The sequence below is a fragment of the Streptacidiphilus sp. PB12-B1b genome (genome assembly GCF_014084125.1).
In the GTDB taxonomy this organism is placed as follows: domain Bacteria; phylum Actinomycetota; class Actinomycetes; order Streptomycetales; family Streptomycetaceae; genus Streptacidiphilus.
The window spans coordinates 4,400,507-4,417,175 of record NZ_CP048405.1 but is presented as its reverse complement, the minus strand read 5'-3'; the positions used below and the strand labels follow the sequence as shown (position 1 = coordinate 4,417,175).

Below are 16,669 nucleotides of genomic sequence, written 5' to 3'. Positions count from 1 at the left end.
GTGGATGGCGACAGCCTGCCCAGGGGAGTGACGCGTATGCCCGTACCTGACGCCGGAGCCGATCCGCAGACCGCGGCGGAGGCCCGTTTTGACGACACCCTCGCCCGCGACCAGCGCATCGAGCCCCGCGACTGGATGCCCGAGGGGTACCGGGCCACCCTGGTCCGGCAGATCGCCCAGCACGCCCACTCCGAGATCATCGGCATGCAGCCGGAGGGGGAGTGGATCACCCGCGCGCCCTCGCTGCGCCGCAAGGCCATCCTCTTCGCCAAGGTGCAGGACGAGGCCGGGCACGGCCTCTACCTCTACTCGGCCGCCGAGACCCTGGGCGCGGACCGGGCCGACCTCACCGAGCGACTGGTCAGCGGACGGCAGAAGTACTCCTCGATCTTCAACTACCCGACGCTGAGCTTCGCCGACGTCGGCGTGATCGGCTGGTTCGTGGACGGCGCGGCCATCTGCAACCAGGTGCCGCTGTGCCGCAGCTCGTACGGGCCGTACGCGCGGGCCATGGTGCGCATCTGCAAGGAGGAGTCCTTCCACCAGCGGCAGGGCTACGAGCTGCTGCTGACCATGGCGCGCGGCAGCGCCAAGCAGCGCGCCCAGGTCCAGGACGCGGTCGACCGCTGGTGGTGGCCCTCGCTGATGATGTTCGGGCCGCCCGACGACGACTCGCCCAACAGCGCCCGCTCGATGGCCTGGCGGATCAAGCGGCACAGCAACGACGAGCTGCGGCAGCGATTTGTCGACATGACCGTCCCGCAGGCCGAGCGGCTCGGCGTCACGCTGCCCGACCCCGCGCTGGCCTGGAACGAGCAGCGCGAGAGCTGGGACTTCGGCACCCCCGACTGGACCGAGCTGCAGCGGGTCATCCGCGGCGACGGCCCCTGCAACGCGGCCCGGGTCGAGCGCCGCCGCCAGGCCCACGAGGACGGCGCCTGGGTCCGCGACGCCGCCGCGGCCCACGCCGCCCGGCACGGCGCCGCCGCATCGGCGCACGCCGTACCGACCGACGTCGTACCCACCGACCAGCAGACGAAGGGTGTACCCGCATGACCGCCCGCTCCCAGTGGCCGCTCTACGAGGTGTTCGTGCGCGGCAAGCGCGGCCTGAACCATGTGCACGTCGGTTCGCTGCACGCCCCCGACGACCGGATGGCGCTCACCAACGCCCGGGACCTCTACACCCGCCGCAACGAGGGCGTCAGCATCTGGGTCGTCCGCTCGGACGCGATCACCGCCTCCACCCCGGACGAGCAGGACCCGTTCTTCGAGCCCAGCGGCGACAAGGTCTACCGCCACCCCACCTTCTACGCGATCCCCGACGATGTCCCGCACATCTGACGACCACGCCCCCCACCCCCACCAGCAGGCGGCCATGACCGACGACCACGTCTACCTCTCCCTCGCCGAGGCGTCCCCCGAGGGCGACTCCCGCTGGGCCTTCGGCACCGGCTTCGAGGACCCGCTGCACGGCGTCGACACCGCCCTGCCGGCCGGGCTGGACGCCGCCGCCCTGGCCGTCCTGTGCCTCGGGCTCGGCGACGACGCGCTGGTCGCCGCCCAGCGGCTGGCCGAGTGGGTCACCCGCGCGCCGGAGCTGGAGGAGGAGGTCGCCCTGGCCAACATCGGCCTGGACCTGCTCGGCCAGGCCCGGCTGCTGCTCTCCCGCGCCGGTCAGGCCGAGGCCGCGGCCGGGGGCGCGCCGCGCAGCGAGGACGACCTCGCCTACTTCCGCGGGCCGCAGGAGTTCCGCAACGTGCTGCTGGCCGAGCTGCCGAACGGCGACTTCGCGCACTGCGTGGTCCGACTGCTGGTGTTCTCCAGCTGGCGGCTGGCCGCGTTCCAGGCGCTGGCCGCGCACCCGGACCCGGTGCTCGCGGCCGTCGCCGCCAAGGGCGTCAGCGAGCTGGCCTACCACCGCGACCACGCCGCCCAGTGGACGCTGCGGCTGGGCGACGGCACCGAGGAGTCGCGCCGCCGGATGCTCAGCGCCCTGGACGAGGTCTGGCCGTACCTGCCGGAGCTGCTGGACGGCGCGGACCCGGCGGTGAGCGCCGACGTCGAGCAGACGCTGCGTCAGGTCCTGGACGCCGCCACGCTGCCGGAGCCGTCCGCCGCCGCGCTGCCGACCCCGCTGCCCGGCCGGGGCCGGGCGGGGGAGCACACCCCGCACCTGGCGCCGCTCCTGGCCGAGCTGCAGTCGGTGGCCCGGGCCGATCCGGAGGCGACGTGGTGAGCCTGCTGGAACTCGCCCGGGAGACGGCCGCCCAGGTCGTCGACCCGGAGCTGCCGATGCTGACCCTGGCCGATCTCGGCGTGCTGCGCGAGGTCACGCTCGGGCCGGACGGGCTGGTCACGGCCAGCCTGGCGCCCACCTACAGCGGCTGCCCGGCGCTGGCCGAGATGCGCGCCGACGTGGACGCCGCGCTGCGGGCGGTGGGCTTCATCCGGGTGGACATCCGGACGGTGCTGGACCCGCCGTGGAGCAGCGACTGGATCACCCCGAGGGGCGGGCCAAGCTCGCGGCCGGGGGCATCGCCCCGCCCGGCCCGGCCGCCCGGCGCGCGCCCGGCGGCCCGGTGCCGCTGACGCTGACGCCCACCCGGGCCGTCGTCCGCTGCCCGCACTGCGGCTCGCCGGACACCGAGGAGACCAGCCGTTTCTCGGCGACGGCCTGCAAGGCGCTGCGGCGCTGCCGGTCCTGCCGGGAACCCTTCGAACAGGTCAAGGAGCACTGATGCCCGGCCCGACCCCGCCCCCCTCGGCAGCCGCACCGGCGGTGGCCCCGCGCCGCCCCGCGCCGCGCTGGCACACCCTGCGCGTCGCCGCCGTCGAGCGGCTGTGCGCGGACGCCGCCGCCGTGACCTTCGCCGTGCCCGACGGGCTGGCGGAGGAGTTCGCCTTCCGGGCCGGGCAGTCGCTCACCCTGCGCCGCGAGGTGGACGGGCGCGACGAGCGGCGCTCGTACTCGCTCTGCGCGCCGGTCGGCGGCCCGCTGCGGATCGGCGTCCGCGAGGTGCCGGGCGGGCTGTTCTCCACCTGGCTGCTGGACGGGCTGCGGGTCGGCGACACCGTCGAGGCCCTGCCGCCGCTGGGGACCTTCACCCCCGATCTGAGCCGCCCGGCCCACCACGCGCTGGTCGCGGCCGGTTCGGGGATCACCCCGGTGCTGTCGATCGCCGCCTCGGCGCTGGCCGACCCGCAGTCCCGGGTCACCCTGTTCTACGGCAACCGGCGCAGTGACACGGTCATGTTCGCCGACGCCCTGGCCGACCTCAAGGACCAGTACCTGGACCGGTTCCAGCTGGTCCACGTGCTCTCCCGGGAGCCGCGCGAGGCGGAGCTGTTCAGCGGCCGGCTGGACCGGGAGCGGCTGGCCGCGCTGGTCGGCGCGATGGTGGACGTCGAAGACGTCGACGGCTGGTGGCTGTGCGGGCCGCTGGGCATGGTCGAGGACGCGCGCGAGGCGCTGCGCGCCGCCGGGGTGCCCGAGGAGCGGGTGCACCGGGAGCTGTTCTACGCGGAGGAGGACGAGGCGGCCGGGCCGCCGACGCTGCGCCACCCGGATGCGGTACCGACCGGGCCCTCCTCCCGGTTGACGGTCCGTCTGGACGGCCGGGAGACCGCGCTGGCGCTGCCGCAGGGCACCACGGTGCTGGAGGGGGCGCAGCAGGTCCGCCCGGACCTGCCGTTCGCCTGCAAGGGCGGCGTCTGCGGCACCTGCCGGGCACTGCTGGTCGACGGTGAGGTGCGGATGCGCCGCAACTACGCGCTGGAGAAGGCCGAGATCGCGGCGGGGTACGTGCTCACCTGCCAGGCGGAGGTGCTCTCGGAGCAGGCCGCCGTCGACTTCGACAGCTGACGCCGGACCGGGGAGGGCCGGCGCGCGGCCGGTCGACGGCGGCCGGCCGCGGGCGGCGGTGGCGCCGCCGGGCGGGCGGAGCGGTCAGCCGCTCTTGCGGCGGAAGTCCCGCTGCCCGCCCGACTTGCCGTGGGTGCCGTGCACCTTGGACTGGTCCGCGCCGCCGCCGAGGCCGGCGGAGTCGGGCTGCGGACCGCGCTTGCGGGCCAGGGCCTCGCGGAACTTGCGCTTCACGTCGTCCTCGGGGCTCTGGTGCTCGGGGGCCGCGGGTGCCGCAGCGTTGTCGGTCGCGGCGTCGGCTGCGTCATCGGCCATGGGGACCTCCTGTGTCGGACGATTGCAGCCTCAGTCTGTCACGGGACGGGGCGCCCCGTTTGATCATTCCCCGGTGCCGTCCGGCCCGTCCGGGTCGGCGCCGCCGCCCTGCTCCCGCAGCACCTCGGCACCGGCGTCCAGGTGTTCGGTCAGGCGCAGCAGCATGCCCTGGAGCACCCGCAGCTCGGCCGGGTCGAGCCCGGTGGCCGCCGCGATCCGGCGCGGCACCTGCCGGGCCTGCGCGCGCATGGCGTCCCCGGCGGCGGTGAGGTGGACGACGACCGAGCGCTCGTCCTCGGCGCTGCGGGCGCGCCGCACCCTGCCGGCCGCCTCCAGCCGCTTGAGCAGCGGGGAGAGCGTCCCCGAGTCCAGCCGCAGCAGCTCTCCGATGCGCTTGACCGGCAGTTCGCCGTGTTCCCAGAGCGTCAGCATCACCAGGTACTGCGGGTAGGTGAGGTCCAGCTCCCGCAGCGCCTCGCGGTAGACGCCGCCGAAGGCGCGGGAGGCGCTGTTCAGCGTGAAGCAGACCTGGTGCTCGAGCCTGAGCAGGTCTTCCGGGCCGGCGGTGATCGTCATGGTTCCAGGATACTATTGAGTTGTGCACAACTGAGTTGTGCGATGCTAATGTGGGTGGTGCACCCGGGCCGGGAGCACCCGACCGCAGCGAGAGAAGGGCACCACCATGGACGCGATCTACACCGCCGCAGCCACCGCCAGCGGACGCGACGGCCGCGCCGTCAGCTCCGACGGTCAGCTCGACCTGACCCTGGCGATGCCCCCGGCCCTCGGCGGCGACGGCAAGGGCACCAACCCCGAGCAGCTCTTCGCCGCCGGCTACGCCGCCTGCTTCGCCAGCGCGCTCGGCCTGATCGGCCGCCAGGCCAAGATCGACACCAGCGAGGCGTCGGTCACCGCCGAGGTCAGCATCGGCAGCAACGGCGAGGGCGGCTTCGGCCTGGCCGTGGTGCTGCGGGTCGAGCTGCCGGACGCCCTGCAGGGCGAGACCGGCCGCGAGCTGGTCGAGAAGGCGCACCAGGTCTGCCCCTACTCCAACGCCACCCGCGGCAACATCCCGGTCGAACTGGTCGTGGAGTAACCAACCCCGGCGCCCCGGCGCCCTGTTCCGCCCCCGTTCTCGACCGCGGCCCCGCCGGACCAACCCGGCGGGGCCGCGGCCGTTCACAAGCCGGGGCCGCGTCAGGCCGTCGGGTGCAGCCAGCAGGCCACGCTGCGGTCCCGGGCCTGCGCCGGATCCGGCAGGTCGGCCGGCGCGCCCAGCCGGGGCAGGGTCTCCCGGCACGGGTCGAACGCCTTGGGGCAGCGCGGATGGAAGGCGCAGCCCGAGGGCATCGAGCGCAGGTCGGGCGGCGATCCGGGGATGCCGGTCAGCTCCCGGCGCTCCCCGCGCAGCGGCGGAAAGGCGTGCAGCAGGCCGTCACTGTAGGGGTGCAGCGGATCCCGGTACAGCCGGTCGGCCGGGGCCTGCTCGACGATCCGGCCGCCGTACATGATCGCAATCCGGTCGGAGAACTCCACCAGCAGCGACAGGTCGTGCGTGATGAACAGCACCGAGAAGCCCAGCCGCTCCCGCAATCCCACCAGCTGGCGCAGGATCTGACGTTGCATCACCACGTCCAGCGCGGTCGTCGGCTCGTCCATGACGACCAGCTGCGGCTCCAGCGCCAGCGCCATGCCGATCATCACCCGCTGCCGCATGCCGCCCGACAGCTGGTGCGGGTAACTGTCCATCCGGTCCGGGGCGATGCCGACCAGGGTCAGCAACTCCCGCGCCCGGGACAGCCGTTCGGCCTTGCCCATGGACGGCTCGTGCGCCGCTAGCACGTCCGTCAGCTGCGTGGACACCTTGAACACCGGGTTCAGCGAGTTCATCGCGCCCTGGAAGACGATCGAGGTCTCCGCCCAGCGGAACTTCCGCAGCCCGGCGTCCGACAGCTTCAGCACGTCCACCGGCTCGCCCTCGCGCGGGTGGTAGATCACCTCGCCGCCGCTGACCACCCCGGGCGGCGGCAGCAGCCGGGTCAGCCCGTACGCCAGCGTCGACTTGCCGCTGCCGCTCTCCCCGGCGAGCCCCAGCACCTCGCCCCGGTGCAGGGTCAGACTGACGTCCCGCACCGCGCGCACGGCCTGGTCGCCCAGGCCGTAGTCCACGCAGAGGTTCCTGATCTCCAGAACCGGCTGCCTGCTGCTCACTGGCTGCTCTCCTCGTTCTTCTCGGTGCGGACCACCACGGGGGTGAACCCGACCCGCATCCGCACCGGCCGGCCGTCGGCGGCCCGCAGGCCGCGCGGGGCGGTGCCGTTGTTGCGCAGGCGCGGATTGACGAATTCGTCGATGCCGAAGTTGACCAGCGCCAGCGAGGTGCCCAGCAGGGCGATGGCCAGGCCTGCCGGCACGAACCACCACCAGGCGCCCTGCGCCAGCGCCTGCTCGCTCTGCGCCCAGTAGAGGATGGTGCCCCAGTTCCAGGCCGACATCCCGGGGACGCCGATGAAGGCCAGGGTGATCTCGGTCATCACCGCGTACACCACCGTGCCGATGAAGCCGGAGACGATGACCGCGCTCAGGTTGGGCAGCAGCTCGAAGAAGATGATCCGCCAGGTCGACTCGCCGGTCGCGCGGGACGCCTCGATGAAGTCGCGGCGCCGCAGCGACAGGGTCTGCGCCCGCAGCACCCGGGCGTTCCAGGCCCACGAGGTGAAGCCGATGACCAGCGCCACCAGGGTGTCGCCGCTGTCCGAGGCCGGGACGCTGGAGGTGATGATGATGATCAGCAGCAGCGCCGGGATCACCAGGAACACATTGGAGACCGCCGACAGCGACTCGGCCGCCACCCCGCTCAGATAGCCGGAGGTCACCCCGATCAGCACCGCCAGCACACTGGCCACCACGCCCGCCAACAGCCCCACGTACATCACGCTGCGGGTGCCGACCAGCACCTGGCTGAACAGGTCCTGGCCCAGGTGGGTGGTGCCGAACCAGTGCTTGGCGGAGGGTGCCTGGAGCAGCGCGCTGCTGCGCGCGGAGGGGTCGTACGGGGCGATCCACGAGCCGATCACCGCGATCACCAGGAAGAAGCCCAGGAGCGCGGTGCCGGTCGCCACCTTGCCGTTGGCGAGGAACCGGAAGCGCCGCCGCTTGGGCGCTCTCGATCCGGGGAGCGGCGTCGCGGGCTCCTGCGGAGCCAGCGCGCCGACATCGGTTGCCGCTGCGGCCATGGCTCAGCCCTCCTTGCGGGTGCGCGGGTCGAGGATCAGATAGGCGATGTCCGCCAGCAGGTTGGCCAGCAGCACCGCCAGGGTGATGACCAGGAAGATGCCCTCCATCAGCGGGTAGTCCGTCCCGCCGACGGCCTGCAGCATCTCGTAGCCCACCCCGGGGTAGGAGAAGACGATCTCCACCAGGATGGTCGAGCCGATGACCTGGCCCAGCGCCAGCGACAGCCCGGAGACGTTGGGCAGCAGCGCGTTGCGCGCCGCGTAGCCGAACATCACCCGGCGCTCGGAGAGGCCCTTGGCGTGGGCGACGGTGATGTAGTCCTCGGAGCCGACGGTCACCATCATGTTGCGCATGCTCAGGATCCAGCCGCTCATCGAGGTGATCACCAGCATCGCCAGCGGCAGCCAGCTGTGGTCGACGGCGTTGCCGATGAACTGGGCGTTCCAGCCCGGGACGATCCCGGGGTCGTAGCCCTGCGAGACCGGGATGCTCCAGCCGACCGCCAGCACCACCGCGATCGCCAGGATGCCCAGCCAGAACGCGGGGATGGAGGAGACGAAGGTGGTGACCGGCAGCAGGAAGTCCAGCCGCGAGCCGCGCCGCCACCCGGCCAGCACGCCCAGCAGCGTGCCGGTGGTGAAGCTGATCACCGTGGCGAAGCCGGCCAGGGCGATGGTCCACGGCAGGCTCTGCTCCAGGATGGTGGTCACCGGAGTGGGGAAGTTGGAGAAGGAGATGCCCAGGTCGCCGTGGGCCAGTTGGGACCAGTAGTCGCCGTACTGGCTGATCAGGCTCTCGTGCTTGTTCAGCCCGAACAGGACGTAGAGCGACTTCACCGCCTGGGTGCTGATCTGCCCCTGGCTGCGGCTGATCAGCGCCGACACCGGGTCGCCGGGTATCAGCCGGGGGACGAAGAAGTTCAGGGTGATCGCCGCCCAGGCGGTGAACAGGTAGAAGGCGAGCCGCTGCAGGAAGTACTTCACCGGGCCGCTCCTTCCGGCGCGAACAGCCAGCAGGCGGCCCAGTGGTCGCCGTCCGGGTCCTGTTGCTGGCGATCACTCAGAACGGTGAAGCGGGGCGGTAGTTCGGTGCGGCAGACGTCCATGGCGTGCGGGCAGCGCGGATGGAACCGGCAGCCCGCCGGGGGGTTGATCAGGCTCGGCGGCTCGCCGTTGTCGGTCTCCTCGGCGTCCAGCGAGAACGCGGAGCCCAGGATGCGGTCCGGATCCGGCGCGGAGGCGATCAGCAGCTGGGTGTACGGGTGGGCCGGGCGCTGGGTGACGGTCTCGCTGTCGCCGCCCTCGACCATCCGGCCCGCGTACATCACCAGCGTGTCGTCGGCGAAGTAGCGGGCGGAGGCGATGTCGTGGGTGATGTAGAGGATGGCCAGCCGCAGCCGCTCCTTGAGGTCGCGCAGCAGGTTGAGCACGCCCAGCCGGATGGAGACGTCCAGCATGGAGACCGGCTCGTCGGCGAGCAGCGCCTCCGGATCGGCCGCCAGGGCGCGGGCGATGGCCACCCGCTGGCGCTGGCCGCCGGACAGCTCGTGCGGGAACTTGTCCAGATAGCGCTCCGCGGGCGTGAGTTGGACCCGCCCCAGCAACTCGACCAGGGCGGCCTGCAACTGCTCGGCGCCCCGGCCGCCGTGGCCGTGGATGCGCAGCGCCCGGGTGAGGTGGTAGCGCACGGTGTGCACCGGGTTGAGCGAGGCGAAGGGGTCCTGGAAGATCATCTGCACCCGGCGGTTGTACGCCCGGAAGCGCCGCCCGCCGCGTACCGTCACCGACTCGCCGTGCAGCCGGATGTCGCCGCCGGTGCGCGGGTACAGCTGGGCCAGCAGCCGGGCTACGGTGGACTTGCCGGAGCCGGACTCGCCGACCAGCGCGGTGACCCGCCCCCGGCGCAGGGTCAGCGAGACGTCGTCGACGGCGTGGACGACACGCGGCGCTCTGGTCATGGCCTGGCGTCCGCTGCGGCGGACCGCGAAGTGCTTGGTGAGGCCGTCGGCCTCCAGGACGACTTCGGTGTTCGGCGGCGCCGGTGGCGACGACGTGTCGGGCAACGTCATTTCCCGGTATCCCATCGTGTGGCGGTGGCGGATCTGGTGCGCCGGGGCCCCGGTCCGGCGGGCGGACCGGGACTCCGGCGCGGGGAGGGCTGGGCCTACTTGGCGGGGGTCAGGTGCAGCACCACGTCGAGCGCGCCGCCGGTGGTCGGCTGGATGCCGGCGTACGGGTCGGCGTCGCTCGGCCAGCCCGTCCAGTCGCGGGTCGAGTACTCGGCGCCGACGTTGCCGGCCGAGGTCGGGATCATGGGGACCTGGTTCACCATGATCTGCTCCAGGGTGTTCAGCGCTGCGGTGCGGGCGCTGTCCGAGGCGGCGTTGGCGTAGGCGCTCAGCGCGGCGGTGGCGGCCGGGTCGTTGAAGCGGCCGTAGTTGCCGACCGCCTTGGCGTTGCCGACGGGCAGCAGGTCGGCGCCGTCCATGATGTTCTCGTACATGTCGTACGGGGTGGCTCCGCCGTTGCTCCAGTGCATGGACGCCTGGAAGTTGCCGGCCGCGAACGCCGTCGTCCAGGCGTTCTGGTCGGCCTTGTCGATGGTCGTGGTGATGCCCAGCTGGCCGAAGTTGTCGGAGATGATCGACAGGTCGGTCTGGTAGTCGGACCAGCCGGCCGGGTCGGTCAGGGTGATGGTGACCGGCTTGCCGTCGGGCGCCTTCAGCGTGCTGCCGGAGTAGGTGAACCCGGCGGCGGTCAGCACCGCCTTGGCGGCGGCGACGTTGACCGAGGCGTTCTGGCCCTGGAACTGCGGGGTGATGAAGGAGTTCCCGGCCGGTGTCGGCAGCCCGGTGACGCTGGTGATCTCGGGCTTGAAGTAGCCCGACTCGCCCTGGGTGAAGATGTCGCCGCGGTCGATCACCATCGACATCGCCTTGCGCAGCGCCACGTTGTTGAAGGGGGCGACGGTGGTGTTGATCCACAGGCCGTCGGCGCTGAGCGTCGGCGGGAACCAGATCTTGAAGTGCGCCGGGTCCTTGGCCTCGAACACCTCCTGCACATTGGGGATGAAGACGTAGCTCCACTGGGTGGCGCCGCTGGCCAGCGCCGTGGTCTGGGCGTCGTTGGCGGTGTACGAGGTGTAGAGCAGCTTCTGGACCTTGGGCAGCGGCTGCCAGTAGCTCTTGCGGACGGTCAGCGTGGTGGTCTGCGGGGTGAACGACGTCATGGTGTACGGGCCGGTGCCGACCGGCTTGGCCACGGTGTCGGTGGTCGGGTTGCTCATGGCCGACCAGATGTGCTTGGGCACCACGAAGGTGCTGAGCACGTCGTCCTGGTGCACGAACTGCGAACTGCCGAAGGTGACCGTGACGTTGTTGCCGCTGGTGGTGACGCCGGTGATGTCCAGCGCGAAGGTGTTCAGCGCGCTGTACTGCTTCATGATCTGGAACGAGTAGGCGATGTCCGCGGCGGTCATCGGGGTGCCGTCGGAGAAGGTCACCCCGGTGCGGGCGGTCAGCGTGATCGAGTGGTAGTTGTCGGCCCAGGTCCACGCCGTCGCCAGCCACGGCTTGGCGGCCTGGGCGGGCTCGGCCTGGTTCACCATGGCGACCGGCTCGTAGATCATGTAGCGGTAGCCGAGCTGTGAGGCGGCGGAGCTGCCCAGGTACGGGTTGTTGTTGTCCGTCATCGGCCCGTCCGGCATGCCGATGGTCAGCGCGGCGGCCTTGGTGCCGCCGCCGCTGCTGCCGGTGCTTCCGGAGCTGCTGCAACCGGCCAGTCCGGCTATCGCCAGGCTGCACGCGAACACGGAGGCGATGGTGCGGTTCACACGCATGGTTCCCCACTTCAGGAAGGTGTCACGGGAGGGTCGAACGGGACGTGGAGCGGGTCGGGACGTGAGCGGGTGGGACGGGAGGAGCGCCGGTCGGTGGAGCGGTCGGCCGGTCCGAGGGTGCGCCGGGGGAGGACAGGGCGCGCTCGGCGTTCCTGCCCGGGAGGGGCGGTGGTGCGGTGGTGGTGCGGTCAGCGTCCGGGGCGGGTGGAGCCCCGGACGACCAGGCTGGTGGGCAGGACGGTCGGGGTGCTCGGCAGCGGCTCGCCCCGGAAGTGCGCCAGCAGCAGCCGCGCCGCCGCGGAGCCCATCTCCCGCAGGGGCTGGTGCACGGTGGTGAGCCCGGGGTCCGACTGCGCGGCGAGCGGGACGTCGTCGAAGCCGACGACGGCCACCTGCTGCGGCACGCGCAGCCCGTGCGCCCGCAGTTCGGCCAGGGCCCCCGCCGCCGACAGGTCGTTGTGCGCGAAGACGGCGTCGAAGGGCACGCCGCCGCCGGCGCCCGAGGCGTGGTCCAGCAGCCGCCGGACCGCGCTCCGGCCGCCCTCGAAGGTGAAGTCGCCGGCGACGACCTGGTCGGCCGTCAGCGGCGGGCCCGACTCCGCCCAGGCCTCGGTGAAGCCGGCCAGGCGCTCCTGCACGCAGCCGAAGCCGGTCGGGCCGGTGATCACCAGCGGTCGCCGCCTGCCGAGTTCCAGCAGGTGGCGGGCGGCCGAGGCGCCCCCGGCCCGGTCGGTGGTGGCGACCGAGGGGAAGAGCGGCTGGTGGCCGCGGTCGTCGATGAGCACCACCGGGAGCCCGGCGGCGTGCAGTTCGGTGATGTAGTCGAGGGTGCCCTCGGGCTCGATCACCAGCAGCCCGTCGAAGGACTTCGCCGACACCTGCTGGGCGAAGCGGCGCAGCGACTGCTCCCCGCGGTTGCAGGTGAACAGCAGCAGCCCGAAGCCCTCCGACTCGACCACGTCGACCACGCCCTGGAGGACCTCGCCGATCCAGGGCCAGGTCATGGACGGGACCAGCATGCCGACGATCTGGGTGCGGCCCCGGGCCAGGCCCACCGCGCCCGCGCTGGGCACGTAGCCCAGCTCCTCGATGACCTGCCGGACCCGGGCGGCGGTGGCCGCGTTCAGTTCGCCCTTGCCGTTGAGGACCCGCGAGACCGTGGTCTTGCTCACCCCGGCATGGGCGGCCACATCCGCGATGGTGATCGGCACGTCCGCCTCCGTCGTTGGAATCGGTGTGGTTGGTGGTGCCTTGACTGGTGGTGCCGGAGCGTGGCTGGTGCGGTGTGCGCAGGTGGCGCCGTGTCAAGCAGGCACGGCCGCCGGTCCTCGGGGGAACCGGTTCCGTAACCGGTTCCGTCGCGGAGTCAATCAGGGTAATCTGCGTCACGTCAATCACGTTCCGGCAACAAAGAGTTAACGCAGGCTTGTGGTCCAAGAGAGCGCTCTCTGCTGGATGGAGCCTGGCCCCGGCCGTTCTTGATGTCAAGACTCGAAGTCAGGGATGTTGCGCTGCTGTGACCCGGCTTCATGTCTCGCATGCAAACGGGTTGCGGTACCGGGTGCTTGACGGCCGCGAGGATTTCCCGCAACACTCGAACCATCTGTGAGAGCGCTCTCTCGCACCTCCGGACCTCGGGCCGCCCGCAATCCGCGCGCCCGGGGCCGCGTCGACTGGAGTCCGCATGACCACCCGTACCGACCCCTCGGCCGCACCGCAGCAGGCGGGCGGCCGGGGCCCCGCCGACTTCCTGTGGGGCGTCGCCACCTCCGCCTACCAGATCGAGGGCGCCGCCTTCGAGGACGGCCGCACCGCCTCCATCTGGGACACCTTCAGCCGCGTCCCGGGCGCGGTGTTCGGCGGCCACAACGGCGACACCGCCTGCGACCACTACCACCGGATGCCCGAGGACGTCGCCCTGATCGCCGGCCTCGGCGTCGACTCCTACCGCTTCTCGCTCTCCTGGCCCCGGATCCAGCCCGGCGGCCGGGGCCCCGCCAACGCCCGCGGCCTGGCCTTCTACGACCGGCTGGTGGACCGGCTGCTCGACCACGGCATCCTGCCCTGGGTCACGCTCTACCACTGGGACCTGCCGCAGGAGTTGGAGGACGCCGGCGGCTGGCCCGCCCGGGACACCGCCCACCGCTTCGCGGACTACGCCGAGATCGCCATGGGGGCGCTCGGCGACCGGGTGCACTGGTGGACCACGCTCAACGAGCCCTGGTGCTCGGCCGTCCTCGGCTACGAGACCGGGCGGCACGCCCCGGGCCGGCAGGACCGCGCCGACTCCCTGGCCGCCGTCCACCACCTGCTGCTCGGGCACGGCCTGGCCGCGCAGCGGCTGCGCGCCTGCGCCCCCGCCGGGGCGCCGGAGCCGCCGCAGGTCGGCATCACCCTGAACACCACCCACGCCATCCCGGCCCGGCCCACCGAGGCCGACCGGGCCGCCGCCCGCCGGGCCGACGGCATCGGCACCCGCCTCTACACCGACCCGCTGGTCCTCGGCCGCTACCCGGCCGACGTCCTGGAGGCCCTCGCCGCCGAGGGCCTCGCCCTGCCGGTGCGCGACGGCGACCTGGAGACCATCGCCCAGCCGCTGGACTTCCTCGGCGTCAACTACTACACCAGCCAGTACGTCTCCGGCGTCGCCGAGGACGGCCGGGCCCCGGACGGCCGGCCGGTCACCCGGGCCGTCCCGCAGGGGCACCCGGTCACCGCCATGGACTGGGAGATCGTCCCGGACGGCCTGGCCGACCACCTGGTCCGGCTGGACCGCGACTACCCGGGCATCCCGCTGTACGTCACCGAGAACGGCGCGGCCTTCGACGACGCCGACGATGCCGACGGCGCCGTCCGCGACGACGACCGCACCGCCTACCTGGCCGAGCACATCGCCGCCGTGGCCCGGGCCCGCGCGGCCGGGGCCGACGTGCGCGGCTACTTCGCCTGGTCGCTGATGGACAACTTCGAGTGGGGCTACGGCTACGAGAAGCGGTTCGGCATCGTCCACGTCGACTACCGGACCCAGCGGCGCACCGTGAAGCAGAGCGGGCGCTGGTTCGCCGAGCACGTCAGGAGTGCGCGCGAGCGGTCCGGCCCGCCCGCGGCGGGGGCGGACGGCCCCGACGGGACCGCCGAGAGCTGAGCCCCGCCGGGACCGCCCGGGCACCCGGCGGCCCGGTCACCGCCCGCATCCGACACACCCCGGCACCCTGCCCCTTCCCGAGAGGAACCCCTGTGCGTATCGAGCTGCGTGACGGCGTACTCCACACCGACGGCGTCCCCGGCCTGCTCGCCACCGCCGACTACCCCTACTACCGGGACGATCCGACGGTGTGGCGCGACCGGCTGACGACCCTGCGCGACGCCACCGGCATCCGGATCGTCAGCAGCTACCTCCCCTGGCGGCACCACCAGCCCGATCCGGACACGCCCCCGGACTTCACCGGCGCCACCCGCGCCGACCGCGACGTCCTCGGCTTCCTGCGGATCTGCGCGGAGCTGGGGCTGGGCGTGATCGCCAAACCCGGGCCGTTCATCCACGCCGAGACCAACTACGGCGGGCTGCCCGACTGGATCTGCCCGCTGCACAACCCGCAGGTGGAACCGCAGTTGGACGCCCGGGGCAACACCGTCGACTGGATCGGCGCGCACCGGGACGCCGACGGCGAGGTCGGCCGCTGGCCGCTGCCCGCGCCGCTGGGCGGGCACTTCGCCACCCGGGTCGGCGAGTGGCTGCGCGCGGTCGGCAAGGAGGTGCTGCAGCCCGCGACCGGCCCGGACGGCCCGGTCGTCCTGGTCCAGATCGCCAACGAGGGCCTGTTCACCGACGGCGCGCTGCCGCTGTGGGCGTACGACTACAGCGCCCCCGGACTGGACCTCTTCCGCAGCGGCCTGCGCGAGCGCTACGGCGACCTCGACGGCTACAACGCCGTCCACGGCACCGCCCACGCCGACTGGAGCGCCGTCCGGCCGCCGCGCGAGCGGCACCCCGGCGGCAGCCTGGAGCTGCGCCGGCAGCTGGCCTGCGCCGACTGGGGCCGCTACCAGTCCGACCTGCTCGCCGAGGCCTACCACAGCTGGACCGGGGCGCTGGCGCCGGACGTCCCGGTGGTGGTCAACCTCAACCCGCCCGCCGGGGAGGAGCACGCGCTGGACGCCTGGCTCAGCCGGGTCCGCCCGGAGCGCTGGAACGGCATCGGCTACGGCTTCACCAACTGGATGGGCGTGGTCTCCACCGACCACGGCTCGCACGCCCGCTACGTGGTCGCCGCCAAGCGCGCGCCCGGTCCCAACCTGGAGGAGAACTGGGGCTTCTCCGAACTGTACGACCGGGCCTACGCCGCCGGGGCCACCAGCTTCCACCAGAGCCTGCTGGCGCTCGCGGCCGGCGCCACCGGCTTCAACGTCTACACCGGCGTCGCCACCTCCGGCTGGGGCGACGACCTGGACGCCAAGCACACCCCGCCCTACCCCGACTGCCCGCCGATCGACCAGCACGGCAACGCCACCGGCAAGGCCGGGACGGTGCGGATGCTCGCGGACTTCTTCGCCGCCCACGGCGGGGAGTTCCTCGGCGCGACGCCCGCGACCGGACCGAGCTGGGGGCTGTACGCCCCCTACGCGGCGGTGGCCGCCTGGACCGAGGCCGACGCCCCTGTCGCGCCCGGTGCCGAGACCGAAGCGCTGCCGGTCTGCGGTCGGGAGCTGCGGGCCTTCCACGAGCGGATGCGCGCCGAGGGCCGGGACTACCGCATCGTGGACCTGGAGAGCGCCACCCCCGAGCGGCTGGCCGGCCATCCGCACCTGGTGCTGCACGGCGGCGCCTTCATGGACGCCGACACACAGCGGCTGCTGGCCGGGCAGATCGCGGCCGGGCTGCGGGTCGACCTGCTGGGCCCGGTGCCGCGGGTGGACGAGCGGCTGCGGCCCTGCACGTTGCTGGCCGACGCCCTCGCCGCCCGGCCCGCAGCCGCCGGAACCGACAGCGCGGTCGATGACGCCCCGGCGGTGCGGGTGGTCGGCGGCAGCGCCGACGCCTACTGGCGCGCCGCGCCCTCCGGCACCGGCTATCTGACCGTCCTGGTGCAGAGCGACCACGACGGTCCGGTCCGGGTGGAGATCGCCGGGGCTGGGGCCTTCGACGGCCGGGGCCTGGCGGTGACGGTGGACAGCGCGCGTGGCGGGGCCGCCGTGCTGCGCCTGGTCGACGGCGCGCTGGACGACTTCCTGGTCACCGGGGCCAACGCCTTCCTCGGCTCGGCGGTCACTCCCGCGGTCACCGTCGGCGGGGTCCGGGTCCAGGGCGAGTACGGCCGCGACCTGGCCCGGATCGGCGGGGAGCTGCGCACACCGGCCGCCTGACCGGCGGTCCGCGCCGCGCGGCGGTCGGCACAGCCCGGACGCCCCGGACCGG

General features: G+C 73.1%; 15 protein-coding genes and 1 pseudogene. 8 read left to right on the top strand and 8 right to left on the bottom strand.

Going from position 1 to position 16,669, the window contains the following annotated elements; all coding sequences use genetic code 11:
- The first annotated feature begins 36 nt into the window (after positions 1–36).
- The 5 genes and pseudogenes from paaA (at position 37) to paaE (ending at position 3,864) form a co-directional block, all read left to right on the top strand.
- Positions 37–1,056: a 1,2-phenylacetyl-CoA epoxidase subunit PaaA gene (gene paaA, locus GXW83_RS19525; protein WP_182444312.1), complete on the top strand. Its 1,020-nt coding sequence runs from the start codon at positions 37–39 to the stop codon at positions 1,054–1,056.
- Complete coding sequence (paaB, locus tag GXW83_RS19520) at positions 1,053–1,343, top strand: 1,2-phenylacetyl-CoA epoxidase subunit PaaB (RefSeq protein WP_182444311.1); 291 nt, start codon at positions 1,053–1,055, stop codon at positions 1,341–1,343. Before paaA ends, paaB begins: the two co-directional genes overlap by 4 nt.
- Positions 1,344–1,377: 34 nt before the next feature.
- On the top strand, positions 1,378–2,238 hold the full coding sequence (paaC, locus tag GXW83_RS19515) for a 1,2-phenylacetyl-CoA epoxidase subunit PaaC (RefSeq protein WP_182447429.1): 861 nt from the start codon (positions 1,378–1,380) through the stop codon (positions 2,236–2,238).
- Between the two features lie 56 nt (positions 2,239–2,294).
- Positions 2,295–2,740 (top strand): annotated as a pseudogene (gene paaD / locus GXW83_RS19510) (1,2-phenylacetyl-CoA epoxidase subunit PaaD).
- The gene (gene paaE / locus GXW83_RS19505) at positions 2,740–3,864 is read left to right on the top strand and encodes a 1,2-phenylacetyl-CoA epoxidase subunit PaaE (RefSeq protein WP_182444310.1); all 1,125 of its coding nucleotides are present in this window, start codon (positions 2,740–2,742) and stop codon (positions 3,862–3,864) included. The pseudogene paaD and the gene paaE overlap by 1 nt, the downstream one beginning before the upstream one ends.
- Before the next feature lie 84 nt (positions 3,865–3,948).
- Here paaE and GXW83_RS19500 read toward each other — a convergent pair whose 3' ends face one another.
- Positions 3,949–4,179 (bottom strand): DUF5302 domain-containing protein, encoded by a 231-nt coding sequence (locus GXW83_RS19500; RefSeq protein ID WP_182444309.1) that lies wholly within the window; start codon positions 4,177–4,179, stop codon positions 3,949–3,951.
- Between the two features lie 63 nt (positions 4,180–4,242).
- Entirely contained in the window at positions 4,243–4,755 is a 513-nt protein-coding gene (locus tag GXW83_RS19495) for a MarR family winged helix-turn-helix transcriptional regulator (RefSeq protein WP_182444308.1), read from the bottom strand.
- A gap of 106 nt (positions 4,756–4,861) precedes the next feature.
- Between GXW83_RS19495 and GXW83_RS19490 the strand changes: the two genes are divergently transcribed.
- Entirely contained in the window at positions 4,862–5,275 is a 414-nt protein-coding gene (locus GXW83_RS19490; protein WP_182444307.1) for an organic hydroperoxide resistance protein, read from the top strand.
- 101 nt (positions 5,276–5,376) lie between these two features.
- On the opposite strand, the gene GXW83_RS19485 is transcribed toward GXW83_RS19490, so the two are convergent.
- From GXW83_RS19485 to GXW83_RS19460, 6 genes are all read right to left on the bottom strand, one after another.
- A complete protein-coding gene (locus GXW83_RS19485; protein ID WP_182444306.1) occupies positions 5,377–6,390 on the bottom strand; it encodes an ABC transporter ATP-binding protein in 1,014 nt (337 codons plus the stop codon).
- Positions 6,387–7,415 carry an ABC transporter permease gene (locus GXW83_RS19480; protein WP_182444305.1) on the bottom strand — a complete coding sequence of 343 codons (1,029 nt, stop codon included), beginning with the start codon at positions 7,413–7,415 and terminating at the stop codon, positions 6,387–6,389. The genes GXW83_RS19485 and GXW83_RS19480 overlap by 4 nt, the downstream gene beginning before the upstream one ends.
- Before the next feature lie 3 nt (positions 7,416–7,418).
- Complete coding sequence (locus GXW83_RS19475; RefSeq protein WP_182444304.1) at positions 7,419–8,399, bottom strand: ABC transporter permease; 981 nt, start codon at positions 8,397–8,399, stop codon at positions 7,419–7,421.
- Positions 8,396–9,484 carry an ABC transporter ATP-binding protein gene (locus tag GXW83_RS35380; RefSeq protein ID WP_182444303.1) on the bottom strand — a complete coding sequence of 363 codons (1,089 nt, stop codon included), beginning with the start codon at positions 9,482–9,484 and terminating at the stop codon, positions 8,396–8,398. The genes GXW83_RS19475 and GXW83_RS35380 overlap by 4 nt, the downstream gene beginning before the upstream one ends.
- A 95-nt stretch (positions 9,485–9,579) precedes the next feature.
- Positions 9,580–11,253 (bottom strand): ABC transporter substrate-binding protein, encoded by a 1,674-nt coding sequence (locus GXW83_RS19465; protein WP_182444302.1) that lies wholly within the window; start codon positions 11,251–11,253, stop codon positions 9,580–9,582.
- Between the two features lie 188 nt (positions 11,254–11,441).
- Positions 11,442–12,464 carry a LacI family DNA-binding transcriptional regulator gene (locus GXW83_RS19460; protein ID WP_182444301.1) on the bottom strand — a complete coding sequence of 341 codons (1,023 nt, stop codon included), beginning with the start codon at positions 12,462–12,464 and terminating at the stop codon, positions 11,442–11,444.
- A gap of 473 nt (positions 12,465–12,937) precedes the next feature.
- Here GXW83_RS19460 and GXW83_RS19455 point away from each other — a divergent pair, with 473 nt between their 5' ends.
- Positions 12,938–14,398, top strand: coding sequence for a GH1 family beta-glucosidase (locus GXW83_RS19455; RefSeq protein WP_182444300.1), 1,461 nt, complete (start codon positions 12,938–12,940; stop codon positions 14,396–14,398).
- Between the two features lie 92 nt (positions 14,399–14,490).
- A complete protein-coding gene (locus tag GXW83_RS19450; RefSeq protein ID WP_182444299.1) occupies positions 14,491–16,617 on the top strand; it encodes a beta-galactosidase in 2,127 nt (708 codons plus the stop codon).
- The last annotated feature ends 52 nt before the right edge of the window (positions 16,618–16,669 follow it).